Genomic DNA, 23505 nt, shown 5'->3' with positions numbered 1-23505 from the left:
TGCAATGGACAAGCATCACTTCAGCGCCCCCTTTAACTTCAACAAGTGGATCGACGAGCACGAGCACCTGCTCAAGCCGCCGGTAAACAACAAGCAGATCTGGCAGGACAGTGACTACATGGTCACAGTGGTCGGTGGACCTAACCAGCGCACCGACTTCCATGACGACCCGGTGGAGGAATTTTTCTACCAGTTCAAGGGCAATGCTTACTTGCTCATCTGGAACCAAGGTCGCTACGAGCGTGTTGAGCTCAAGGAAGGCGACATCTATCTGATGGCCCCACACGTTATCCATTCGCCGCAGCGTCCTGAGCCCGGCAGCCTGTGCCTGGTGGTGGAGCATCGCCGCCCGGAGGGGCAATTCGATGCTCTGCAGTGGTCCTGTGCGCACTGTGGCACCTTGATTCGACGCTATGAGTTAAGCCTGAAGAGCATCGTTGCCGATCTTCCACCGGTCTACGACCAGTTCTACAACACCACCGACGAGGAGCGTCGTTGCACGGGGTGCGGCAAAATTCACCCAGGTCGAGACTGGTCGACCTGGCTCAACACCCTGCGTGAGATTCACGGCCTATGAAAATCGATATCCATTCGCACTTTTTTCCCCGCATCACTCAGGCCGAGGCCGCACGCCTGAATCCTCAGCGTGGCCCGTGGTTGCACACCGAGGGGCGTCAGGGGCAGATCATGCTCGGTGATAAGCCGTTCCGTCCGGTACATGACGTGCTCTGGGATCCGCAGCGGCGCGTTGAGCACTTGGATGAGCAGAACTTGGACATCCAGGTGATGTGCGCTACACCCGTGATGTTCGGCTACGACCAGCCCATAGAGAGGGCGCTGCCGTGGGCACAACTGATGAACGATCGTGCCCTGGAGATGACTGCCATAGCACCGAATCGCCTCAAAGTGCTGGCCCAGGTTCCCCTGCAAAACATTGATGCGGCCTGTCGCGAGGCTAGCCGGGCCAAGGCCTGCGGTCATATCGGCGTGCAGATTGGCAATCATGTGGGCAACCACGATCTGGACGAAGCAGGCCTGGTTACTTTCCTGCACCACTGTGCGGTGGAAGATATCCCGCTGCTTGTGCACCCGTGGGACATGATGGGCGGCGAGCGCATGAAGAAATGGATGTTGCCGTGGCTGGTCGCGATGCCGGCGGAAACCCAGCTTGGCATCCTGTCGCTGATTCTTTCTGGTGCTTTCGAACGCTTGCCGCAATCCTTGCGCATCTGTTTCGCCCATGGCGGCGGCGGCTTCGCCTTCCTGCTGGGGCGTGTCGATAATGCCTGGCGCCATAGAGACATTGTTCGCGAAGATTGCCCGCAAGTGCCGTCTAGCTACGTCAAACGCTTCTTCGTCGATTCGGCAGTTTTCGACCCTGGTGCGCTGCGTTTGCTGGTGGATGTAATGGGGGCTGATCGCGTCATGCTGGGTTCCGATTCTCCTTTCCCGCTAGGCGAGCAGTCCATCGGCGCAGGTGTGCTGGAGCATCCTCAATTGAGCGAACAGGCTAAGGCGCGGATCTGCGCGGGCAACGCTCAAGGCTTTTTCGAGATCTGATCGTTCACCAAAGCGGGCAACATGGCTTTGCCGGTTATGGATGGGCTCGACACTGCCTGGTTGCTAGTTGACATCCTCCCCGCCCTATAAGGACGGGGATTCCTACAGGTAGACGGCCATGCCCGACCGCGAGAATGTTCCTCGCCGCGTTAATGTCGCGGTCGTGAGTGACACCACACTCACAAGTCCATTCTCTTATTCCAAGGCCGGTCCTACCTTTCGGACTACTGGGCGGGAGTGCGCCGCAATGCGAACAGGCTTGGGTGGTGTACGCTTCGTTGACTTCACGAAAAATGATGCCTGCGCTATCGCACTTGTAAGACAGCATCGTTTTCAACATGCCCCAACCGGCATCGTGCTCCGACTTGGCCATTTGGGTCTTAGCCAACGCTTTGGGCTTGACGTTGCCAACAACGATCAACCCGCACCGCTGCACAAGCGCGGTTCTGAATTTGTGAAGTGCATCCTTGCGACGGTTCGCGATCTTGGCGTGGATGGCTCGCGCTCGGGTTTTCTTGCCGGCACGCCTCGCTATCCCTCCCCGCACTAAAGTACGGGGTATCTCGCGGAGAAAACCGATGAAATCAAGCGTACTGACGGTCTCGCGTAAACTGAAGTTCTACCAGCTGGTGGTATTTGAGCATGTAGTGCAGAGCGGCTCGATACTACATGCGGCTCAGGTGCTGAACATGACTCAACCTGCCGTAACCAAGGTTATGCATGAGGTCGAGTCGTACTTCTGCGCCCCTTTACTGGTACGTAGCAATCGAGGGGTTCGCTTGACGGAACTGGGCGAGCTTGTGCTGCGCAGGGCTCGTACGATGCTTGCAGAGCTGAGGGCCCTGACCGATGAAGTCGAGGCCTATCAAGAGGGGGGCTCAGGTCATGTCGTGGTGGGCACGTTGATCTCGGCATCGACGTCGTTGTTGCCCCTCGCGCTGCGGCTGCTCAAGGCGCGCGCACCGCATGTACTGGTATCGGTACGGATCGGGCAGTTTGATCAATTGTTCCCCGCATTGATCGTGGGCGAAGTGGATCTTGTAATCGGTAGAGTCCCTGACGACTGGCGGGGGCGGGAAGAGAGCCGTATTTTGTGCGTTGATACGCTTTACGATGAGTATTTGTCGATCGTTGGCGGAAGTCGGCACCCGCTACAAGATCAGGCAGTGTTGAGCTTGGCTGATTTGCATTCATGTCCTTGGATTTTGCCTCCGCCGGGCTCGTTGCTGCGTCGCACAGTCAATGAGCTTTTCGCCGATGCTGATTTACCGCTGCCAGCGAATGTGATCGAGTCGCTGTCGGTGCTTACCAACGTCTCGCTGATGCAGGATCAGAAGACTGTGGGTTTGCTGCCGATGGAAACAGCCCGGCAACTATCTGATCATGGTGGCATTCAAATCTTCAATTTCTCAACGCCTTTACATTTCGGCGGGATTGGTTGCTTTTATGCCAATAACCGTGATCTGGGGCCTGCCGCCAAGCTATTTCGGGAGTGCACGCGACATGCCTCTGAGCGGCATGTCATCACCGATTGACCGCCGTTACCTGGCACACCAAGTGCAAATAGACAGCATCAAGACGTGGCCCGTGAGTCAGATTCAGGGTTGCGGTTTTGTGTTGGAGTGCTGGTGCCTCGGGCCATGCTGGAGAAGACACCGTCTCTGAGAACCCAGGCGTGCATCAACGCGGCGCCAAGATGTCCCAGGATGATCGCGAAGAGCAGCCATGCCAGCGCTCCATGTGCCAGCCGAAACCATGCGTAGAGCACTGGACTTTCAGGGACAATTGCAGGCAGGCTCCAAGTGCCCACAAGAATGACGGGCCAGTTGCCTGCCGAACGCACCGCCCAGCCGAGCAATGGTAAACCGACCATCAACAGGTAAAGCAAGATATGAGATAGATGCGCGGCTGCGACTTGCCAGCGGGGGATGCTCGCGGGCAGCATCGGTACCGGCCGGCATAGACGATTAACCAGACGCGCCAGTGCCAGGCAGAGAATGGCAATCCCCAACGGCTGATGTACATCGATCAACACGGGCCGAAGGGTCAATGACGTCATCATGGCGACCCCGATGAACAGCATGGCCATGATGGCGATAGCCATCACCCAGTGCAGGAACCTTGCGGTCAAGTTGAAATGCTGGGGTCTGGGTTTGTGGGGGATTGGTGCTTCGTGCATCATTTGTTGTCCCTTTTGCCAATGGCGTCGGTGGCCTTTCCGAACCCGATTTCGCGTAGACGTGCATTGTAAGAATGCGAGTAGATGCCCGCTCGCGCTGCCAGCACAGGATCGTTCGAAAGTTCGATGCCTGCTGGCACCAGTGTGGGGTCGAAGTTGATATCGCGACACCCACCTTCGGTCTGGTCGCGAACGCTCGTCACTTGCAGCGTACCGGCAACCACTTGCTGCCGCTCGGTGGGCCATGGCTGTGACGGATCATCGACCGGATCCCCCGCCTCAGCCAATTGCAGTACCAAGTCCCAGTAAACTGGCTCTTTACCCACTCGCTGCTTTATATCTTCGAAGAGGAAATCATGGGATCGCGCCCGATCTTGCACCGGGAGACCCTGGAAGGGTGCGTGGGGTCGCATGAACCAGCGAACGGGCTGTCGTTTGCCATCTGCCGCGACAAGTATGAATGCATTGATGACGTTGTACTGGGCCTGCGCAAAGCTGCTCGGCCAAGGAGCGGTCGCTTTGTACTCGACCGCCTTGCGAGCCTCCGGGTACTTTTCGAAGAACGCAGCGACCCGAGCTGGATCCGGCTGCCCTGTTGCCGGGTCGGGCTCGAAAGCGCTCCTTTGCGCCAGGAATCCTTCGGCATCACGAGTAGGAAAGAAGGGAGCATTGTTCAGCTTCATTCGCCATTGAGACTTGTCATCGGCGTTCAATAGCAAGGCCATGCTGACGGTGGCGGTAGAAGAGTCCGCAGCATGCGGATCTGCGGATCCGATGGAGAAGCGTCCGATGGCCGGGACTTCTTCCTGAGCAAAGACGCGAGCCGTCGAGAGCGACGCTGCTGCTTTGCTGCTACGGAAGCCCCCCGCGAAACAGATCCCCTTGCCATGCGCTCGACGATACCCCGGTTCGAAGTGATCCATTGAATCGCCCAGGAATGTCCGGGTGGTCGTTCGGCCCCCGATCAGTCCGTCGGCCCAGGCGAATGACAACGCCAAGGCCCCGACGATGGATGCGATGCCCAGGAAGGGAATCCACCTTCTGTTGAATTTGATAGGTTGCAAATCACTCACCCTGACCTTGACCGATACTTGAAGCGCACTATAAGTTTGCTGCATCAACTTACGGAAGTACGCACCTTTTGGTTAGTGACATGACAATCTCTCGTTCAAAAGCCACCAAAACCGAGGATTCATCAGCGCTTGACGAGCGCACGCTGACGGCCAAGCTCAGGCGCGGCGACCTCTTTACTGGCAAATGCAAGGCCAGAGAAGTGCTCTCTCACGTGACGAGCTTGTGGGGAATGTTATGTCTGATTGCGTTACTCGACGGTACGCTGCGCTACAGCGAGCTGCGCCGCAAAGTGAATGGCATCAGCGAAAAGATGTTGTCGCAGACCCTTCAACGGTTGGAAGGCGATGGTCTCGTGCGCCGTACTTCATATCCCGTTATTCCGCCGCATGTCGAATACGATTTAACGGCTTTTGGTAAGGACGCCGCGACGCATGTCGCAACTCTTGCTGATTGGCTAGAATTGAATCTCCATAAAATTCCGTCCGCCTAGGTTCTGTACGAAATCCCGAGAAATCCAATCGGTGCCCTTCGGAAGCTGGAATTCTGTAGGGTTACCGGCCATCTACGGAAAGAAATTCTGTGATGGCAAAGCGTTACGAAATCTCGGATGAGGCCTGGACTGTGGTCGCCGATCTTTTCACTGAAAGCCATGGCCGCAGGCGGCCCTGCCTGAGCGACCGCCTGATCCCGTACAAACTGGTTCGGAGCCAAATGGCTCCGAACCAGTAACGTGCCTTAATGCGCTATGAGTTGTTTCTCACTACTTGCCAGCGCCTGCTCATGCTCTTCTTTCATGGCTTTGCGAACGTCGGCGACTTGCTGGTCTGACACCTGCGGTGCTTTATTTCCCCAGCTATTGCGAATGAACGATACCAATTGTGCAGCTTCTTGGTCGTTCAAACGCCACCCAAAGTCCGGCATTACCAGATCGGAAGGCGCCTGCTGGGTTGATGGCAACCGACTGCCGCCAAGAATGACTCTGATCATGGAGCTTGGGTCTTCGGCCAGTACCGAGGGGTTGCCGACGAGACGGGGGAAGACCTCTTCATATCCGTGGCCATCTGTTCGATGGCAGGCAGCGCAATTGTCAACGTAAATTTCGGCGCCTCGGCTTGGTGATTCCCCGGACCACAGGGCCTTCGCAGTGGTTTCGTCGGCCTTGAAGCCAACTTTACTCGAGCCCTGTATCTCAGGCAGCGACTTCAGATAGAGCGCGATTGCCGCGAGATCCTGATCGGTGAGATATTGACCACTGTGTTGAATGACGTCGTTCATTGGGCCGATAGAGGCAAAGTGGGCATTACGTCCGTTTCGCAAGGTATCGACGATATCCTGCTCGCTCCATGCGCCCAAACCGTCGGGGCTGCTTGCCCGCAGGCTCGTTGCGACCCAGCCGTCGATGACCTGCCCGCCGGCGAGGAAGCTGCTATCGCGTTCATCCAGCGACTTTTCCTGGAGTGTAAGGGCGCGTGGAGTATGACAACTACCACAATGCCCCAACCCTTGAACCAGATAGGCCCCACGCGCGATCTGCGTGTTCTCGTAGTTCAGGGGCTCGGTGCTGTGGTCCGTCCCGACGTCCGGTGCAAAAAGCGTTCGCCAGATATCCAACGGCCAACGCATGGACAGTGGCCAAGGGATTTCGCTCTTGCGGTTGGCTTGCGCTACGGGTTCAGGCACTGAGCAAGCCAGCGCCTATGCTGCGACATGCGAGAAGTCTCAAAGATGTGCGGTTCGACCAACTCCGGCAGATCGTCCCAGTCATCGACGCGCTAGTACTCGAGCAGGTAGTCGCGGCTGGCTTGATACCAAGGCGCGACCTCCCACATGACTTTAAGGTCATCGCCAACCGGCTCTGCCGTGCGTGCCTCGACTGTGATGTCAGCGTCATGGTTAAACAGCCGTGGCCAGAAAATTCGGGTACCTATCAACTGCAGTTCTATGCCGTTGATACAGACCCGGCTCTGAATTACCGCCAGCGGATCCGGGCTGATGTCGGTGGCCTGCCACGCAGTCGGCGCGACTGGCTGCAGTACATCCGCCAATGTTACCGGGTTGCCCGGGACCGCGAAGACTTGTCGCAGTGCTTCACAGAGCTCTGGCAAGTTGCGGTTAGTGAGGATCAGTTGACTGACCGAGGAGGCCAACCGGCGCAGATGTTTTGCCAGGTACGCGGCAGCAATGGGCGATTGGGGCAGCTCGGCCAACTGCAGGGCGTGTTACAGTGGAGGACCTTCACTCAGAGGGGTGCACAGATCTGACCAGTCGGCACAGCCATACGGCCCCCGCGCCAAAACATACTTGGCGGTGGTGAGGTCGATACCGAACAGGTCGCGCAGGCGCTTGGCCTGGACTTTGATTGATTCGTGTAGTGTGTTGGGAACCATGAATTTTCTCCCTTGCTCCAGTAGGAGCGACATCGGAGACGCCCACCAGCCGCCCCCGATGCCCGGAAAGGCTCAGGTTGGGAGATTACAGTGATGAGCATGGTTCGATCCGGTTAGCTGCGGCCAGCGAGGCCTTAAAGGTGTGGGCAGCCCGTCGACCATGTAGCGACGTCCGGCTACGCTAGCGCAAAGTGCGCCAGGCTGCAAGCTACGGGGTTTCGTTGTTTTGTTGCCCGCCAGGATCAGGTGCGAAATTAGGCTGCTTACGTTGTGGGGTGTTACGTGAGAGGCCTGTCAGCTCCAATTTCCCTATTGTGCCTGAGAGTTATACCTCCGGACTGATACTCACCGCTGCTGCCACTGCTGGAGAGCCCACCACTTCCTGTACTATTTAAACATCTGAAAAGTTCTGGTGAGAACATTCATGCTGGGCCGACCCTCATGGTGCTGAGCGGGGGTAGACGAGCGCTGTGCTGGCTCTGTTCGTCAGTGCCAGAGCAATCAGCTGTGGCAGTATTTTCTCAGCAGGGACTATCAACATGATCTCGTTCGGCCCATTCATAGATACATCTACGTTATTGACGTGTATGACCACTGCACCAGACGCTAACGCGATATCTGGTAAGTCAGCAGCAGGCCTGACCACACCGGAAGTCCCGATAGAAAGCAGGACATCACACTGTCGTGCTGCTCGGCTGGCAGTTTTCCATGCACCTGGCGGGAGATCCTCACCAAACCACACGATAGCTGGACGCAAGCGGCCATTGCATCGGCGGCAACGGGGTGGTTCGATCAATGCGCCTTCCACTGGAATGATCGGAAACACCAGCGGTTCCACAAGGAATCGATGACAGGCGAAACATTTGGGGTGCATCAGGCTGCCATGAAGATGGAGCACGTCCTGATTGCCTGCCCGCTCGTGCAAATCATCAATATTCTGAGTGATCACAGTGACACTCCGGTCGCTGCCAGATAATCGATAGATCGCTTGATGTGCCGCATTGGGCTGGGCTTGCATGACCTGTTGGCGCCGCCATAGGTACCAGCCCCAAACAAGCGCCGGATTTTCGCGAAATGCCTGCGCGGTTTCTAAACGCTCAGGGTCTTGGCGCTCCCACAACCCGGTCAGTCGGTCGCGGAAAGTTGGAATTCCGCTGCCGGCAGAAACGCCAGCGCCGGTAAACACCATGATATGTTGCGCATCCCGCAGTGCGCCTGCGGCTTTTGCTAGGGTGTTCATGAGTCCTCATCATCCTATCGCGGGCCAGGGAAGGCTGTCAGGAGAGCGGCCGCGGGAGGCATCGGAATTGTCGCTAATTAGGTGAACAGCCGTTACGGGGCCTCGTACCCTTAAAAGCACGGCCCACGCTTGGAAAGCCGAAACTGCGTTGTGGAAGGGCTTCACCGGTAAACGACGCCGTGCGTACCTGCATCAAAAGTGCGCGTACAACTGCGGTTCTTCTGCAGACTTAAGTGGAGGTGCCGCGGTGGTGATTCGCGCTTTTAGGTTGCGTGCCGAATACAGCACATGTGACCGTTTCCGCAGGCGTAAATCGAGATCCCCTAGTTTGTAGGTGCCCACCGCGGTCTCGTAAACCACCGCGCTTTGCGAGGATTCAAGCCCACGGTGGATCACAATCTTACGAAGCTCTTCCAGGCTCCAGTGCGGACGTCCGCTGATGGATGGAGGGCATAGCATTTGTACCTGCGCGATCTCGACGCCCGCTGCCTGGCTGAGGAAAACGTTGAGTTCGTAAGCATCCTCAACCACAGCTGCTCGCTCGCTCTCACCGTTGAGGGGCGACCGCAAGGTCACCCAAAAGCACATCCCCTCAATTTCACAATAAGAACCCGTACGGACAGTACGGGTGTGAGATTCGGACAAATAGATCAAAACGGGCTCCACTGAGCGCTGCATACCCCTAGGCGATCGATCACCAGGGCTGGAAACCTCAAATTATCCCACAATGAACACTATAGATTGTAGCCCTATCGTGTTCGATAGCGCTTCATCATTCCTTTTCTGAGGAATGATGATGGAAATCCGTGAATCCCTGGGTGAGGCACTGCGGCGCATGCGTATGCTTCACCACCTGACCCAGGAAGATTTCGCCGTAGTCAGCAGTCGAACCTACATGAGCACCCTCGAACGCGGACTCAAGTCGCCGACGATTCAAAAAATCGAAGAGCTGGCCGGCCGTATGGGTATTCACCCACTCAGTCTCATCGTATCGGCGTACCTTATCCAAGACCCGGAGGTGGGTTTAGACGGGCTGATTAAACAGATCAGAAAGGAGGCGCTCAAGCTTTGATGGTCGATTCAGCGCCGAAAATGAGCGCTATAGTGTTCTCTCTTCGCTAAATCGATTAGCATCGCGCTGCTCACTGACAACAAGCTTCGGGGAGCAGCGTAGCCATGCGTAGATCATTCCATGGCTAAGGTGACCCCTTCTACATCCAAATGCCTATGGCCACCGCCGCTGCTTTCCGTTTTTTTGATGGCCAGTACAGGCGATCGTGACGAGAAAATCGTGGAAGATTCCTGACTAGCTCTGGCGAAGGCGGCAGCCCGGGAGCCTGGATGGAGGAGGGCGTAGCTAAATAATGGGGTTTTGTCTCTCAGGCTTGGCGAGCGGAGCGTACTCATTGGCTAAGCTTCTAACCCAGTGCTACCCATGCGAACTGCCACCTATCTCGTCCTGAGCGGCTTTGACAACCGCGTCGAGATCAGAAGAGATGAGATCCTTCGGCAGCTGACCTGCCAAATACGAATTGGATGATTCAAACCATAAAGCCATGCTCCAGCCACTCATCCTGGTGGCCAGCGCAGCGATGACGCGCTGCATTCCCCGCTGCGTTACAACCAAGCTGCCTGATTCAATGGCGTAACGCGGGAAATACTCCACACCTTCGTAGCTAATAGAAAAGATCGCACCCTCCAGAAGTCGGTCAGGACAGCTGTCACTTCGCCCCTTAACCGACGCGGGCAACAGCGCATGTAGCTCTGGCCAGGTGAGCCAGTTTCCGCTGGCCATGATCCTCGATTGGGCCTTGGACTGTAGCATGGCCTCTCGGCGGGAGGCATTGCTCGCCTTTCGGAATCCACGCATTCTGCAAAACGCTCCATAAGCCTTAGGGGGAGGGGTGACTACTGGTTAATCCTGAGCTGCCCGCCGAGAGATAAATCACCGCTTATTCAGATTGCTCGGTAGTGGTCGCGATCGACCGCTGGCCCAGGATAGTCGGCGCTCTTCCTCATCCGGTCCAGCTGATCTGTGCGCTGGAACCTTTACCCAAACCGTCTCCGATGGCCGATCAAGGACTCACTGTCAGCGACGACCCGTGTCCTGGAAGTAATCGTCCCGGGTAACCAGGCCCACGTCATCACTCTCAGCAGAAGGCTCACCACTGAACAGGCGCTGAACACGTCGCTCTTGCTTCACGTACGCCAGGGTTTGAAAAAAGCAGTGCTCACAGAGGTGTACCTCAAAGCGCTGACCATCGTGGTCGCTGCCATACCCCCAGTGGGCTTGCAGGGTTCCGTACTGGTAACTGCCCGCAGCCATGCGCGTAGAACTACCGCAGACGTCACACGTGACATCAGTAATGGCCTCAATCTCGACCCGCCCGGTAATTTTCACTCTTGGCTCCTAGAAAAAGGCTTCGATCCCTGTGGACGCCAGGCTGGGAATCGGCAGGCGATCCGAGCTCAACCGCGGTCGCGCATGCCGATGCGTTTAACCGAATGCGCGCGCTCCTGATCATGCGCGTGATAATAGGTGTTCTGGGTCGTACTGAGGTTGCTGTGCCGCAGGTCTTCCTGCAGGTCTTTAGGATTGCGCAGCGGCGCGTCAAAGGTGGCAGAGGTGTGTCGCAGCCAGTGCGCAGACGCACAGCGCAGACTTTCCATCTCATGGTTCGCGCGGCCTTCGCTGCGCATCTTCTCTACGGCTTTATCAAAAACAGCCTGGAGGAGGGCGCGGATCTGTCGGTCAGACAAACCTGCGCGACCCTTGAGCGTTTTGATCAGCGGCGTACTTTCCCCGGGATGAGGTAATTCGGAAAGCCCCAGGAATCGGCGATAACGTTTCAAATAGCGCTCTACGTAAATATCCCGCACGGCAATCTTGGCCGCCTTGTTGCCTTTACCCACCGTGAAGTACCACCAGTTGCCTTCATCATCTAAGCGAAAGTCTCCCATGGTGGGCTTCCAATTCTTTCGACCGGCGAGATCTGAAACCCGCAGGTACATGGCGAACAGCGTGGCAACAATAAACAAGGTTCGCTCATGCCGCTCCGGCTCGGCGTTCGCCATCTCCTCAACGGTATCCAGGACGAAGTCCCACTGCAGCGGCGTGAGCGCCCGCGAAGAAGCAACTTCGAGTTCTTGCGTGGAGAATCGGTTGCCTTTTTTAAGGAGTCGAAAAGGATTCGCTTGGGTGAAGCCATCTTCAATGAGGAACTCATAGAACCGGCTGCAGACCGTGTACACCTGATTTAATGTGCCGTTCGCCGCTTGATAGTGCTGGGTGCCAGGAGATTCTGCAGCCATCGCCTTGCTGGACTTCATGTTGAAGGGATGCCATTTGGGATTAGGCATCCAGGCTTCGCGTGCATCCACCGCGACCGGGTTGTCCAGAAAACGACTGCGGGTCACCGGACCGACCCAGTCAGCTGGCGGGTTTCGGCAGAAATCCAGATAGTCTTGCGCATCCTGGCGCTTCAGGTGATTCAGCGGCTTGCCCTGGACCAGTAGTGCCCACAGCAACAAGCGCTCGGTATGACTGCGGTACGAATTGAACGTCTGCGCGTTGTCGGAAAACGCGCGCAAGAACGCACGCACCGCAGCGTAGCCCCGGTCAGGTTCCAACGTAGCTTCACACTCATTCAAGAAGGACGCGACGCAGGCCAACGGTGAGCCGTACATACTGAAGTCTTGCTCGATGAAGTTGTCGTAGGTTTCGAACAAGGGTTGGGGTGCGCGCGCCATGGAATACCAGCCAGATTTTGAAGACAATAGACTTCCAGTTATGACAGTAATCGGAAGTTCGATGACATTAGAGACGTAAGCGTCAGGCGATCGATAGTAGCGGTGCGTCACTTGGCACGCAATGGTGGCCGATGAAACCTTCTCCTAGGTCAATGTAAGTGGCTTCGCATGGGTGACATCCACTTTCCGGCTTACCACTAAGGCGGAAAAATCATGAAAATATGCCAGTGCAAGGACATGAATGCAGTCGATCAATCCTGATGGTTTTCACAAAAGCTCACATATCAAAATTCGTGGTCGAGTCAGCGGAGAATCGGTTGTGAAGGGCATTAAGCGTCTCGTAAGCCAATCTACCACGCGTCTGGCCAAACCCATAGGTATCAATAGATCTCATAATGCTAGCCGTACGAATACTATCCATGCGCGCCTCCGTAACTTGTTTGATTAATGTTTCATCACAGCCGTCTCTCGCCATCAGATCTGCCGCCACACACGAAACATCCCTCATAATATTACCAATCTGTCTGACGCTTAACCCTGGCCTTCCGTGCACCGTGGTGAAAAGCGCAACATCTGGCAATCGGCCTTGGATAAATGAGACGTCTCGCGCATTCAGATAGCGTTCTAAGTAGGGGGTAAATTCAGCAGGGGCGCTAATTTTAAAAGATCTAGCGGAGTCAAAAACTAAATAGTTCCAGGACGAATCCTTATGGAAGCTAGAACAAGTTGGCTGCCAAAACCTATTTCCTGACATGAACCTGACAGGAACAAGCAGATAAATTGTCATGGCCAAAATAAATAGGGATCGTTCATGCGCAGAGTCATGCTCGCACATGTACCTTGCCGCCCTTAAAAGGTATTCCAGATGTTCCGTTTCCAGTCTTCCTACTAGCGATACACCCTTGCCACCGATACTATTGACGAAAGAAGTTTCCACCTGCGAAGCTGGATTGACCTCTAGAATTGCTTTGGCCGCTAAGTAGTCGAAAATTTGGATGCATATCGATTTAATACCTGCGAGCGCTCTTGGTCCGGCCCCCTCGCTGGTTGATGCACTTGAAAAAGGGCGCCACCAATTATTCATTAACCGTTTTCCATCATCCCCGGAAATAAATCGGCGAAAAGGACTAGCTGCTATCCAGTTATCAGGCGGTGAAGCACAAAATCTGAGGAACTCCTTAAAATCATGCACGCGCAAACTTGAAAGCGGCTGTTGACGCTCGACCCAGGACCAGAGCAGTAACCGCTCAGTCACTCCACGGTAGTATGCATAGGTAGAGCTAATTTCGGCCGGTTGGTCATGTCGAATATAACCAGCAAGAAACAACCTGAGCGCATCAAAAAGAGCTACAGGGTTATCTTCATGGTTGAATTTCTCAATGTACCCACGGATTTCCGGATGCAGCTCAAAGTACTTTTCCAAGGGGAGCGTGATTGTGTCTTGATCAGAATAAATTGGGCGAGGTTCAATCATCACGGTCGTTCACATTGCAAGCCTGAACTGAAGTGTAGCTTAGACATCACCTGAGGATATTCGGAGCGGTGTTCGCATCTATGAGGTGCCGGAGCATTAAGGATTTATCATTTATGAATTTCACAATTGATCTCTAAGTTATTGAGTTTTCTAGATTAAGAGGTTTGGCTTCAGGCTGAATTATCATCTATGAGTAACGTGATTTTTGGGTCGTTCCTCGTCGATTTCGCGCATTTGAGGAGTACGTCAAGGCTGCCGCAGGCAAGCCAATACAGCTAAGTCACTGATTTTTCGAGCGCATCTATGGATTACAAAATTCGCATCTATGGATGCCGGTCACAATTACCGACGACTACGCGTACGAACATCTCTGACAGAGCACATAATTTAACATAATATGCATTATGAGACACCTTGGATAGAGCTACCAGGGCAAGAAGTGGACAGATTTGAAGCCAGGCTCACGAAGGTTCAGGCTCATTTCCCGCTTTGGACTGGAAATCGGCCGGCGTCATCCCATGGCACACGATGAACACATCGCGGCAGCCTTGCTCGCGGTACCACATCACAACGCGCTCAATCATCTGACCCAAAATGTAGATCAGCATGTCGTCATAACCGCCTGGCGAGCTTGCTTCGTACGGATAGCGAGCGTTTGTGAAGACGTTACGATAACGCTCGATCCATTCTTCCTCCTGGTCGAATAGAAGTCGCGACCGGACATCTGCAGGCACTGCGTAAAAAAGCGTGAGTAGATCGTGCTTATCTAGCTTCGGCGCAGCACGACCAGAACGCTTAAGTTCAAGGTGAGCTGCCTTGATCATGCTTGCGTCCAGATCGTAAGTCTCATGAATCTTGCCGTGGTTCCCGTTTGGACGGGCAACGAAGCTTTTAAGCAGGATTTCCATGCCAATTGCCGCATTTAGTTGGGCAATTGCCATCATGTCGTGACCAGTAAGTAGGTACTTTGCAGCCTCGCAATAGCGGTACGCGCTCTCAACCATCCAGGGTGTCAGATGCGATTGCATCGAGATTCTCCAAAGAGCAGCGGTCCAGGAATTGAGCTTTCCCTGGTTCAGCGGATGAGCTACCCTGCCCTTATGATATTCGACCAAGGAATAACTAAACTAAATATTCATTTAGTTTAGTTATATGCGTGGTTTGTCAAGAAAGTAACCTTCCCGGATATTGCAAGCCCCCTACGCCGGTAATGAAGCTACCTTCAACTCCTACCGCACGCATGTCGAGCGTTTGCTGCTTGGGTCGCTGCTGGTGGCTGAAAAACCACTGCTGGCCCTGCGGCGCAGCGATGCCGAAGCCGAAGCCTTTGGTGAAGTCACGATTCCTGCGAATCGACGGCCGGCTGAAAAGCCGCGACGACATTTACGAGGTCCATCCCGCCTGGCGCCCATTCAGCCAGACCGCGCCTAAGCGTGAGGCGAATCCATTCCGCGCTATCAAACAAAAAGGCGTCTATAAGCAGCGCAACACCCAAGAAGTGGCCGGCCGCGCCCTCGCCCGCCTGCAATGGGACTATCTGATCGAGGCGACGGAAGCGTTGGCCGAGGAAGATCTGGTGCCCGGTCGTCGGATTGTCGACAGTGGCGAGGTTCAGACATGACGGTAAAGGGGCAAGCCCTTCGGTCAAACGTCAAGAGCACCGCTGTGCAAGGCATTCAGCATGCGCGGGGCGTCAGCGCCTCCCTCGTCCAGCAGGCATAGCGGAATTCCGTTCAAGGTGGGTTGCGAATCGGCCAGCCCCTCGCCTATCAAGGCCAGCGGGCACGCAATTTCCATCTGCAACGACCGCAAGCGCTTCGCCAAGGTTGGGCTCACCGGTGCGTTGACTTTTATCACCAGTGCCGCAGGCTGCATGGCCGCACACACGATGGGGAGCTCTTCAAGTGGCTGTCCGCAACCGAGCACGTCGATTCGCTGTTGCTCGCTGCTCAAGAGTAGCCCGGCGCACAACACACTGAGTTCGGCTTGCCCCTCGCTACCGGCTAGCAAAACCTGCGGCGCATCGACCTGGTTCACCTGCAGACGCAACAGCAAGCGGGCGCGCAGGAACGTGTCGAGAAACAACCACTGGCTACGCTGGCCTGGCGCTTTGCCTGAAGCCAGGTCATGCCAAACCGGCATCAGCACTTCACGCAGCACGGTGGCCTTCGGCAAGAGAGTGAACAACTGACCATGGATCCCCTCCAGTGCCGGCCCATCGAATGCCTTGGTTGCGCGCACCACGGCCGCGCGCCAGTCGTCAAAGGCCGAATGCTGCTGCGCAGACGCCTCAGGCTGCGCCGCGAGCAGATCGCCGACCTTGCTGACGGACAGGCCGTTTGCCGTCCAGCGCAAGATGTCGCGTATGCGCTGGACATCCCCCACCGTGTACAGGCGATGGCCGCCCTCGGTGCGCTGTGGACGTAGCAATCCATGGCGCCGCTCCCAGGCACGTAGGGTCACCGGGTTGATGCCGGTCATGCTGACGACATCGCGCATAGGTAGCAAATTGGGTGGGGTGGCGTCAGTCATAACGAGGGAATATCCGAGTGGTGAACCATTCTAAACCCATATGCACCTTCTGCGGCGAGCCTCCTTGGTTCATCATGCAACAAACGGCGCCGAAACCTTCTGCACAGAAGCTACGCTGCGCATATCGCATACGAACCGCTGTAGGTGGGCCCCTATGATCAACGCGAAACTCCTGCAACTGATGGTCGAGCATTCGAACGATGGTATCGTCGTCGCCGAGCAGGAAGGTAATGACAGTATCCTTATCTACGTCAACCCCGCCTTCGAGCGCCTGACCGGCTATTGCGCCGACGATATCCTCTATCAGGACTGCCGTTTTCTTCAGGGCGAGGCTCATGACCAGGAGGGCCTGGCAACCATCCGCGATGCGATCCGCAAAGGCCGCCCCTGCCGCCAGGTGCTGCGTAACTACCGCAAGGACGGGAGCCTGTTCTGGAATGAGTTGTCCATCACGCCTGTTAACAACGAAGCGGACCAGCTGACGTACTACATTGGTATTCAGCGCGACGTCACAGCGCAGATATGCGCCGAGGAGAAAGTACGCGAGCTTGAGGCTGAAGTGGCTGAATTGCGCTGGCAACTGGGACAGATCGAGCAATGACAAAAATCTATACAAAGTCGTCTTCCTGTATAGATTAATGCTTGGTTTTCAGCTATACCTGTACAACAAACAGATTTTGTACAGGATTGCCTGGAGCCCAGTATGTCAACGTACCTACAGCAATTCGTCGAGCGCTTCGCCAGCCTCGATGGGGCTAACCTCGACACGCTGGAAAAACTGTACTGCGAAGATGTCACCTTTCGCGACCCTCTGCATCACATACAAGGGCTGCCTGCCCTGCGCGCCTATTTCGAGCAGTTGTACGCCAACGCCAGGGATATCCGCTATTCCATCACCAGCGCCGACGAGGTAAGGCCCGGTCAAGGCTACCTGCGCTGGACGCTGCAGTTTTGCCACCCACGCTTGGCCCGCGGTCAGCCGATCACGTTGCAAGGGTGTAGTTGCTTGCATTGGCGCGACCGCGTGCATTTTCATCAGGACTATTTCGACGCCGGTGCCCTGCTTTATGAACACCTCCCCCTCATGGGCGGTGCAATCCGCTGGCTCAAAGGCAGGCTGGCATGAGCCGCTGCTGGTTGACCGGCGCAAGCAGCGGTATCGGTGCCGCACTCGCACACATCCTCCTGGAGCAAGGCCACCAGGTTGCCTTGGGCGGGCGCCACGCCGATCGACTTGCTCCTCTGGCCCAAAAGTTTCCCGGGCAGGTAATACTGGTCATTGGCGATCTTGACAAGCCTGAGCAGGTCGCCGGGATCGCCGCACAGATCGAGAAGGCCTGGGGAGGACTGGACATGGCCATTCTCAATGCCGGCACCTGCGAATACCTGGAGCCTGGGCATTTCGATCCAGCGTTGGTCGAGCGTGTAATGCGCACAAACCTGCTGGGTGTCAGCTACTGCCTGGCGGCCGCACTGCCCTTGCTTCGCGCCGGCCAGCGCCCTCACCTGGTGGTGATGGGCAGCTCTGTGACCTGGCTGGCCCTGCCCCGCGCCGGCGCCTACGGCGCGTCCAAAGCCGCAGTGCGCTATCTGGTGGAGTCACAGCGAATAGACCTTGCTCACGAGGGCATCGCAGTCACCCTTGTCAGCCCTGGCTTCGTCGACACGCCACTGACCCGTCGCAACGATTTCCCCATGCCGCAGCTGTGGACGGCGCAGCGCGCAGCGCGGTATATCGCCACGCGCCTGCCCCGGCGCCCCCTGGAAATCAACTTTCCCGGCCTTTTCACCTTGGTGTTGCGCTTGTTAGGGGTGCTACCCGCGCGCCTACGTTTGGCACTTGGCCAACGACTCGCCCGTCATGAACAGGAATGATGATCCATGCGTATCGCAATCATCGGCAGTGGCATCGCGGGGCTGACCTGCGCCCATCTGCTGTCACGCAAGCATGAAGTAACGGTTTTCGAAGCCGAGCAATGGATCGGAGGGCACACGCACACCCTCGATGTGGTCTGGCAGGGCCAGCGCTATGCAATAGATACCGGCTTCATCGTTTTCAACGACTGGACCTACCCCAACTTCATACGCTTGCTCGACCAGCTCAAGGTCACCTCGCAGCCGACTGAAATGAGTTTTTCCGTGCATGATCCGGTCATTGGCTTGGAATACAACGGTCACGATCTGAACACACTGTTTGTCCAACGCCGTAACCTGGTGTCGCCAGGTTTCTGGGGCATGATCCGAGATATTCTGCGCTTCAACCGCCAGGCGCTGGCCGACCTGGACAATCGGCGAATCGATAAAGACACCACCCTGGGCGCCTACCTTCAGACACAGCGCTACGGGCAGCGTTTCATCGACCACTACATCGTGCCGATGGGGTCTGCGATCTGGTCGATGTCCCGCGCCGATATGCTCCATTTCCCCCTTGAGTTCTTCGTCCGTTTCTGTCGCAACCACGGCTTGCTGTCGGTCAACCAGCGTCCACAGTGGCGGGTGGTTCAAGGCGGTTCACGCAGCTATATCGCGCCGCTGTGCAGACCGTTTGCTGAACGCATACGCCTCAAATGCAAGGTATCCCGGGTCAGCCGCGATGACGGAGGCGTGAATCTGGTGAGCGCGGCCGGCCCCGAACGCTTCGACAATGTGGTGTTCGCTTGCCACAGCGACCAGGCTCTGGCGCTATTGGAAACCCCAACCATGCAGGAGCGCGCTGTACTCGGCGCCATCGGCTACGCCAGCAACGATGTGGTGCTGCACACCGATACCCGCCTGCTGCCACGCCGAAAGAGCGCCTGGGCCAGCTGGAACTACCGCCTGGGCGGCCCCGAGCAGGCTCCCGCCGCGCTGACCTACAACATGAACATCCTGCAAGGAATCCAGGCACCGACAACCTTCTGCGTGAGCCTCAACCAGACCGCACTGATAGACCCGGCGCAGGTGATCGCGCGCTTTCAGTATGCCCATCCGCAGTACAGCATCGCCGCGTCCGCCGCACAGGCGTGCCAGGCACAACTGCAGGGCCAGCTTCACAGCTACTTCTGTGGCGCCTACTGGGGCAACGGCTTTCACGAGGACGGGGTGGTCAGCGCCCTGAAGGTGGCTGCACATTTCGGAGAGCAATTGTGAACAGCAGCCTTTGCCTGGGCTGGATCAGCCACCGCAGGCTGAAACCGCACCTGCATGCTTTCCGCTACCGGATCGGCATGTTCTACCTGGACTTGGACGAACAAGCCTGGTTAATGGGCCTGTCACGCTGGCTTGGGCGCTGGCGTATGGCGCCGCTGTGCTGGCGCGAGACCGACTACCTGCCAGCTCAGACCCGCCACGGCGTAACCCTGGCGCAGGCCGCACGCTTGCTGGTGTGTCAGGCCACTGGTCACATGCCCAATGGCCCGGTACGGCTGCTGACGCAACTGCGTTGCTGGGGGCTGTCGTTCAACCCGGTGAGCTTCTATTTCTGCCACGACCGCGACGACTACCTGACGGCAATCCTGATGGAGGTGCGCAACACCCCGTGGCGCGAGCGTTTTCATTACGTACTGCCGGTGCAGGAAAACCTTGCCAAACCGTTCACCGTGGCCAAGGCCTTCCATGTTTCGCCGTTCATGCCACGGGACATGGACTATCACCTGCGCTTTTCCCTGAGCGCAGACCATGTACGCATACACATGCAGAACTGGCAGGACGGCCACAAGGTGTTCGAGGCCGACCTCGCCCTGCACCGTCAGCCACTGGATGCAACCGCGCTGCGCGGGCATGTCATGACCTTCCCATGGATGAGCCTGCGCACTGTCTCGGCCATCTACTGGCAAGCGCTACGCCTGTTACTCAAACTCACCCCCGTGCATGACCACACCACCAGCCAGAATGACCTGGCGCTGGGCCAACCTTGCGAGGACCCTGATGATGTCGAATTCCACACTGAGCGTTAGCAAGTTCGCAGGCCTTGCACCCTTGCTTGGCGGGCTGGCACGAGGCGCAGTGCTCGCCCAGCTGCGCAAGCTGCGCCACGGCCATCTGCGTCTGCTCAGCCACGGGCAGCAGTGGAGTTTCGGTGATGTCGACAGCCCGTTGCAGGCCGAGGTGGAGATCCTCGATGACGCCTCCTGGAGCCTGATCGTCGGCAATGGCTCGATCGGTGCTGGCGAGGCCTACATCCACGGATATTGGCGAAGCCCCGACCTGGCGCTGGTGACCCGCCTGTTCGTCGCCAACCTTGAAGTGCTCGACGCGCTGGAGGGGGGGCTGGCCCGTTTCGGTCGCCCTGCCCTGCGACTTCTGCACCGGTTCAACCGCAATAACAAACGCGGTGCACGGCGCAATATTCTGGCGCATTACGATCTGGGGAATGCTCTGTTCGAGCGGCTGCTGGACCCCACCATGATGTATTCGGCGGCCCAATTCGAACATCCCGGGCAAACACTGGAGCAAGCCCAGTTGTACAAGCTGGAGCGCATCTGCCAGAAGCTTGAACTGCACCCTGACGATCACCTGCTGGAAATTGGCAGCGGCTGGGGCAGCCTGGCGATCCACGCAGCCACCCGATACGGCTGCAGGGTCACCACCACGACGATCTCCGAGGCGCAGTACAGCCATACCCTGGCGCGCGTTCAGGCCCTCGGGCTGGAGCAGCGCGTCCAGGTACTTCGCGAAGACTACCGCGACCTTCAAGGCACCTTCGACAAACTGGTTTCGATCGAAATGATCGAAGCAGTCGGCCATCGTTACCTGCCCGTGTATTTCCGCCAGTGTGCCTCGCTACTCAAGCCCGACGGCCTGATGCTGCTGCAGGCGATCACCATCCGCGACCAGCGCTACGCCCAGGCGCGGAGCTCGGTCGACTTCATCCAGCGCTACATTTTCCCCGGTGGCGCTCTGCCTTCGCTGAGCGTATTGCTCGACACCGCCAGCCGGCATACCGCACTCAACCTCGTGCACATGGAAGACTTCGGCCGGGACTATGCCCGCACCCTGCAGCACTGGCGTGAAAACCTGCGCCAGGCGCGCACAGCACTGACGGACCTGGGCTACGACGACATGTTCCAGCGCCTGTGGGAGTTTTACCTGTGTTACTGCCAGGGCGGTTTCGAGGAGCGCACCATCGGCGTTGCGCACCTGCTGTGGGCAGCGCCACTGGCACGGCGCGCCCCATTACCTTACGGTGCCTGATGCCCGGGCGGTGGCTGGTCGCCAATGCCGTCTGGTTACAGGCTGGCTGGTGGATCTGCGTGCTGGGCGCAGAGCGCCCTTGGCTACTGCTGCTGGTGATTGTAGGTGTGGTGGTGCACCTGCGCCTGTGTCCGGATGTTAACGCCGAGGTCAAGGCGCTGTTGCGCGTCACCTTGGCCGGGTGTGTGCTCGATAGTTCGCTGGGGGCACTGGGCATGTTCGGTTTCGACGCCTGGCCGCTGCCCCTGTGGCTGGCGCTGCTGTGGGTGGTGCTGGCCAGCGGCATGCGCCACAGCCTGGCATGGGCCGGCAGGCACTGGCAGCTCGGTGCGCTGCTTGGCGCAGTGGGTGGCCCCTTAGCCTATGTAGGCGGCGCAAGGTTTGCGGATGTCGCCCTGCCGCTTGGCGCGCTGCAAACCGGCCTGCTACTGATGCCGATTTGGGCCTTGGCCCTGCCACTGCTCGCGCGCCTCGCGGCGCGGCGCTGACCGGCGGCATCGCTCGGAGCAATAGCGCACCTGCTCCCAACAGCGGGCCCAGCGCTTCCGCCAGTTGAACGGCCGACCACACACCACGCAGACCTTGCTGGGCAAAAGGCTCTTTTTCATAACGCCTGCTGCGCATCAAGCTGCGCCAACAGTGCCTGGCCACGCTGCCACACGGCGTCGCGGCGGCTAGCCGTCATGCCATCAAGGCTGCGATAGACCAGAGCTAAACGCGGGTTCGTCGATAGCAGGGGGCGATGGCGGATGAGAAAATGCCAGTACAGGGCATTGAACGGGCAGCCATCGTCCTCGATCACATGATCGACCTTGTAACTGCAAGCCTTGCAATGATCGGACATGCGCTGGATGTAACGACCACTAGCGCAGTATGGCTTGGACCCCAGGTAGCCGCCGTCGGCGTGCATCACCATGCCAAGCGTGTTCGGCAGCTCGACCCAGTCGAAGGCATCCATATAGACCGCCAGGTACCATTCGCAAATCGCGGTGGGCACGATTCCGGCCAGCAAGGCGAAGTTGCCGGTCACCATCAGCCGCTGGATATGGTGCGCGTAGCCCAACCGCAGGGTCTGCCCGATGGCTTGCTCCATGCAGCGCATGCGGGTGCGCCCGGTCCAATAGAATTCAGGTAACGCTCGGTCGTTGCCTAGGTGATTGAGCCCGGCATACTCCGGCATGCGCAGCCAGTAGATGCCGCGCACATACTCTCGCCAGCCGATCAACTGGCGAATGAAGCCTTCAGCTGCATTAAGCGGTACCCGCCCCTCTCGCCAGGCCTTGTCGACCTCCTCACACAAACCTCTGACATCCAGAAGCCCGATATTGAGCGCCGCACTGATGCGCGCATGGAACAGGTACGGCTCGCCTTCGGCCATCGCGTCCTGGTAGTCGCCAAAAGCCGCCAGGCCAAAATCCAGAAAATGCTGCCACAGCTGCTGTGCCTCGGCATGGGTCACAGGGTAGTCGAAGCCGTCGATGTCCCCGTAGTGGTCGCTGAAGCGCCGACGTACCAGGGCGACCACCGCTGCCGTGATCCCGTCCTGCGCGAAATGCGCAGCGAACGGCCCACGCAAGTGGCGAGGTAATGACTTACGGTTATCACCATCAAAATTCCAGGCCCCGCCTGCCGGACTGCCGTCGGGCTCCAAAAGCAGGCCGGTTCGTTTGCGCATGCCACGGTAGAAGTGCTCCATACGCAGCTGGCTACGCTCATGGGCCCAGCGCGCGAAGGCTTCGCGAGAGCACAGAAAACGCGTGTCGCGATGCCACACGAGGGGCAATGCGGTATCCCGCAAAGCCTGCTCCAGGCGCCACTCTCCGCACTCGGTCAGGTGAATGTGCGTGGCGCCCAGGGCGTGTTGCCAGCGATGCACTTCGCCAACGATGCTGCCGCTGTTGCCGTCAGCATCGAGCTCGACATAATGCACCTGCCAACCCCGCTCACGCAGGGCCTGGGCAAAGTGCCGCATGGCGCTGAAGATGAGAACGATCTTGAGCGGATGATGCGGCACGTAGCGGGCCTCACCCTCCACTTCCGCCATCAGAACAGCATCGCGGGCGGGGTCAAGGGCAGCCAGGCTCGCCAGGTCGAACGACAGTTGGTCACCCAGTACAAGGCCAAGGCGCATCGTTCA

General features: G+C 57.5%; 28 protein-coding genes and 1 pseudogene. 13 read left to right on the top strand and 16 right to left on the bottom strand.

From position 1 onward, the window contains the following. Positions 1-4 precede the first annotated feature (4 nt). Both B9A31_RS22490 and B9A31_RS22485 read left to right on the top strand, forming a co-directional pair. The gene (locus B9A31_RS22490) at positions 5-577 is read left to right on the top strand and encodes a 3-hydroxyanthranilate 3,4-dioxygenase (protein WP_027615583.1); all 573 of its coding nucleotides are present in this window, start codon (positions 5-7) and stop codon (positions 575-577) included. Then, positions 574-1560 (top strand): amidohydrolase family protein, encoded by a 987-nt coding sequence (locus B9A31_RS22485; protein WP_027615582.1) that lies wholly within the window; start codon positions 574-576, stop codon positions 1558-1560. Before B9A31_RS22490 ends, B9A31_RS22485 begins: the two co-directional genes overlap by 4 nt. Positions 1561-1594: 34 nt before the next feature. Here the strand turns inward: B9A31_RS22485 and B9A31_RS22480 are convergent, their stop codons facing one another. Further along, positions 1595-2107, bottom strand: coding sequence for an RNA-guided endonuclease InsQ/TnpB family protein (locus tag B9A31_RS22480; protein ID WP_256204592.1), 513 nt, complete (start codon positions 2105-2107; stop codon positions 1595-1597). A 31-nt stretch (positions 2108-2138) separates the two neighbouring features. Here B9A31_RS22480 and B9A31_RS22475 point away from each other — a divergent pair, with 31 nt between their 5' ends. Continuing rightward, entirely contained in the window at positions 2139-3095 is a 957-nt protein-coding gene (locus B9A31_RS22475) for a LysR family transcriptional regulator (RefSeq protein ID WP_027615581.1), read from the top strand. 38 nt (positions 3096-3133) lie between these two features. Here the strand turns inward: B9A31_RS22475 and B9A31_RS22470 are convergent, their stop codons facing one another. Continuing rightward, entirely contained in the window at positions 3134-3742 is a 609-nt protein-coding gene (locus B9A31_RS22470) for a cytochrome b (protein WP_027615580.1), read from the bottom strand. Then, entirely contained in the window at positions 3739-4857 is a 1119-nt protein-coding gene (locus tag B9A31_RS22465; RefSeq protein ID WP_143512081.1) for a catalase family peroxidase, read from the bottom strand. The genes B9A31_RS22470 and B9A31_RS22465 overlap by 4 nt, the downstream gene beginning before the upstream one ends. Before the next feature lie 35 nt (positions 4858-4892). Here B9A31_RS22465 and B9A31_RS22460 point away from each other — a divergent pair, with 35 nt between their 5' ends. Further along, positions 4893-5303 (top strand): winged helix-turn-helix transcriptional regulator, encoded by a 411-nt coding sequence (locus B9A31_RS22460; protein WP_050591043.1) that lies wholly within the window; start codon positions 4893-4895, stop codon positions 5301-5303. Positions 5304-5548: 245 nt separating this feature from the next. Here B9A31_RS22460 and B9A31_RS22455 read toward each other — a convergent pair whose 3' ends face one another. The 5 genes from B9A31_RS22455 to B9A31_RS22440 form a co-directional block, all read right to left on the bottom strand. Continuing rightward, positions 5549-6436, bottom strand: a complete 888-nt coding sequence (locus tag B9A31_RS22455; protein WP_050591042.1) for a c-type cytochrome — start codon at positions 6434-6436, stop codon at positions 5549-5551. Positions 6437-6585: 149 nt separating this feature from the next. After that, a complete protein-coding gene (locus tag B9A31_RS27115) occupies positions 6586-7020 on the bottom strand; it encodes a hypothetical protein (protein ID WP_143503498.1) in 435 nt (144 codons plus the stop codon). A gap of 12 nt (positions 7021-7032) precedes the next feature. Next, a complete protein-coding gene (locus tag B9A31_RS27215; protein ID WP_155953457.1) occupies positions 7033-7200 on the bottom strand; it encodes a hypothetical protein in 168 nt (55 codons plus the stop codon). Positions 7201-7639: 439 nt separating this feature from the next. Further along, entirely contained in the window at positions 7640-8440 is an 801-nt protein-coding gene (locus tag B9A31_RS22445) for an SIR2 family NAD-dependent protein deacylase (protein ID WP_027615576.1), read from the bottom strand. 192 nt (positions 8441-8632) lie between these two features. Further along, positions 8633-9094, bottom strand: coding sequence for a hypothetical protein (locus B9A31_RS22440; protein ID WP_177325374.1), 462 nt, complete (start codon positions 9092-9094; stop codon positions 8633-8635). Between the two features lie 142 nt (positions 9095-9236). Here B9A31_RS22440 and B9A31_RS22435 point away from each other — a divergent pair, with 142 nt between their 5' ends. Next, the gene (locus B9A31_RS22435; protein WP_027615574.1) at positions 9237-9512 is read left to right on the top strand and encodes a helix-turn-helix domain-containing protein; all 276 of its coding nucleotides are present in this window, start codon (positions 9237-9239) and stop codon (positions 9510-9512) included. A 357-nt stretch (positions 9513-9869) separates the two neighbouring features. On the opposite strand, the gene B9A31_RS22430 is transcribed toward B9A31_RS22435, so the two are convergent. The 5 genes from B9A31_RS22430 to B9A31_RS22415 all read right to left on the bottom strand — a co-directional run bounded on the left by B9A31_RS22430 (position 9870) and on the right by B9A31_RS22415 (position 14692). After that, positions 9870-10235, bottom strand: coding sequence for a hypothetical protein (locus B9A31_RS22430; RefSeq protein ID WP_177325373.1), 366 nt, complete (start codon positions 10233-10235; stop codon positions 9870-9872). A 294-nt stretch (positions 10236-10529) separates the two neighbouring features. Beyond that, on the bottom strand, positions 10530-10766 hold the full coding sequence (locus B9A31_RS22425; RefSeq protein ID WP_371262246.1) for a hypothetical protein: 237 nt from the start codon (positions 10764-10766) through the stop codon (positions 10530-10532). 143 nt (positions 10767-10909) lie between these two features. After that, complete coding sequence (locus B9A31_RS22420) at positions 10910-12190, bottom strand: tyrosine-type recombinase/integrase (protein ID WP_027615571.1); 1281 nt, start codon at positions 12188-12190, stop codon at positions 10910-10912. Between the two features lie 277 nt (positions 12191-12467). Beyond that, entirely contained in the window at positions 12468-13667 is a 1200-nt protein-coding gene (locus tag B9A31_RS27110) for a hypothetical protein (protein ID WP_143503497.1), read from the bottom strand. Between the two features lie 458 nt (positions 13668-14125). Beyond that, a complete protein-coding gene (locus B9A31_RS22415) occupies positions 14126-14692 on the bottom strand; it encodes a hypothetical protein (RefSeq protein ID WP_084297384.1) in 567 nt (188 codons plus the stop codon). Positions 14693-14849: 157 nt separating this feature from the next. On the opposite strand from B9A31_RS22415, the pseudogene B9A31_RS22410 reads away from it, so the two are divergent. Continuing rightward, positions 14850-15237: pseudogene (locus B9A31_RS22410) on the top strand (site-specific integrase); the annotation flags it as partial. Between the two features lie 71 nt (positions 15238-15308). Here B9A31_RS22410 and B9A31_RS22405 read toward each other — a convergent pair. After that, positions 15309-16196 carry a MerR family transcriptional regulator gene (locus B9A31_RS22405; protein ID WP_019097372.1) on the bottom strand — a complete coding sequence of 296 codons (888 nt, stop codon included), beginning with the start codon at positions 16194-16196 and terminating at the stop codon, positions 15309-15311. Between the two features lie 154 nt (positions 16197-16350). Between B9A31_RS22405 and B9A31_RS22400 the strand changes: the two genes are divergently transcribed. From B9A31_RS22400 to B9A31_RS22370, 7 genes are all read left to right on the top strand, one after another. Continuing rightward, on the top strand, positions 16351-16797 hold the full coding sequence (locus B9A31_RS22400) for a PAS domain S-box protein (RefSeq protein ID WP_019097373.1): 447 nt from the start codon (positions 16351-16353) through the stop codon (positions 16795-16797). 102 nt (positions 16798-16899) lie between these two features. Then, positions 16900-17322 carry a nuclear transport factor 2 family protein gene (locus B9A31_RS22395; protein ID WP_084297383.1) on the top strand — a complete coding sequence of 141 codons (423 nt, stop codon included), beginning with the start codon at positions 16900-16902 and terminating at the stop codon, positions 17320-17322. Further along, positions 17319-18071 carry an SDR family NAD(P)-dependent oxidoreductase gene (locus B9A31_RS22390; protein ID WP_019097375.1) on the top strand — a complete coding sequence of 251 codons (753 nt, stop codon included), beginning with the start codon at positions 17319-17321 and terminating at the stop codon, positions 18069-18071. The genes B9A31_RS22395 and B9A31_RS22390 overlap by 4 nt, the downstream gene beginning before the upstream one ends. 6 nt (positions 18072-18077) lie before the next feature. Next, on the top strand, positions 18078-19325 hold the full coding sequence (locus tag B9A31_RS22385; protein ID WP_084297382.1) for an NAD(P)/FAD-dependent oxidoreductase: 1248 nt from the start codon (positions 18078-18080) through the stop codon (positions 19323-19325). Continuing rightward, the gene (locus tag B9A31_RS22380) at positions 19322-20131 is read left to right on the top strand and encodes a DUF1365 domain-containing protein (RefSeq protein WP_084297381.1); all 810 of its coding nucleotides are present in this window, start codon (positions 19322-19324) and stop codon (positions 20129-20131) included. Before B9A31_RS22385 ends, B9A31_RS22380 begins: the two co-directional genes overlap by 4 nt. Next, a complete protein-coding gene (locus B9A31_RS22375) occupies positions 20106-21368 on the top strand; it encodes an SAM-dependent methyltransferase (protein ID WP_084297380.1) in 1263 nt (420 codons plus the stop codon). The genes B9A31_RS22380 and B9A31_RS22375 overlap by 26 nt, the downstream gene beginning before the upstream one ends. Next, on the top strand, positions 21368-21856 hold the full coding sequence (locus B9A31_RS22370; RefSeq protein ID WP_027615567.1) for a DUF2878 domain-containing protein: 489 nt from the start codon (positions 21368-21370) through the stop codon (positions 21854-21856). Before B9A31_RS22375 ends, B9A31_RS22370 begins: the two co-directional genes overlap by 1 nt. Here the strand turns inward: B9A31_RS22370 and B9A31_RS22365 are convergent. Both B9A31_RS22365 and B9A31_RS22360 read right to left on the bottom strand, forming a co-directional pair. Beyond that, positions 21794-21976 (bottom strand): DUF2256 domain-containing protein, encoded by a 183-nt coding sequence (locus B9A31_RS22365; protein WP_080587356.1) that lies wholly within the window; start codon positions 21974-21976, stop codon positions 21794-21796. The genes B9A31_RS22370 and B9A31_RS22365 overlap by 63 nt on opposite strands. Next, complete coding sequence (locus tag B9A31_RS22360) at positions 21973-23499, bottom strand: cryptochrome/photolyase family protein (RefSeq protein WP_019097379.1); 1527 nt, start codon at positions 23497-23499, stop codon at positions 21973-21975. Before B9A31_RS22360 ends, B9A31_RS22365 begins: the two co-directional genes overlap by 4 nt. Positions 23500-23505 lie beyond the last annotated feature (6 nt).

It is taken from the genome of Pseudomonas sp. URIL14HWK12:I5 (genome assembly GCF_900176445.1).
GTDB classification, from domain to species: domain Bacteria; phylum Pseudomonadota; class Gammaproteobacteria; order Pseudomonadales; family Pseudomonadaceae; genus Aquipseudomonas; species Aquipseudomonas monteilii.
This window is presented reverse-complemented; position numbering and strand designations above follow the sequence as displayed.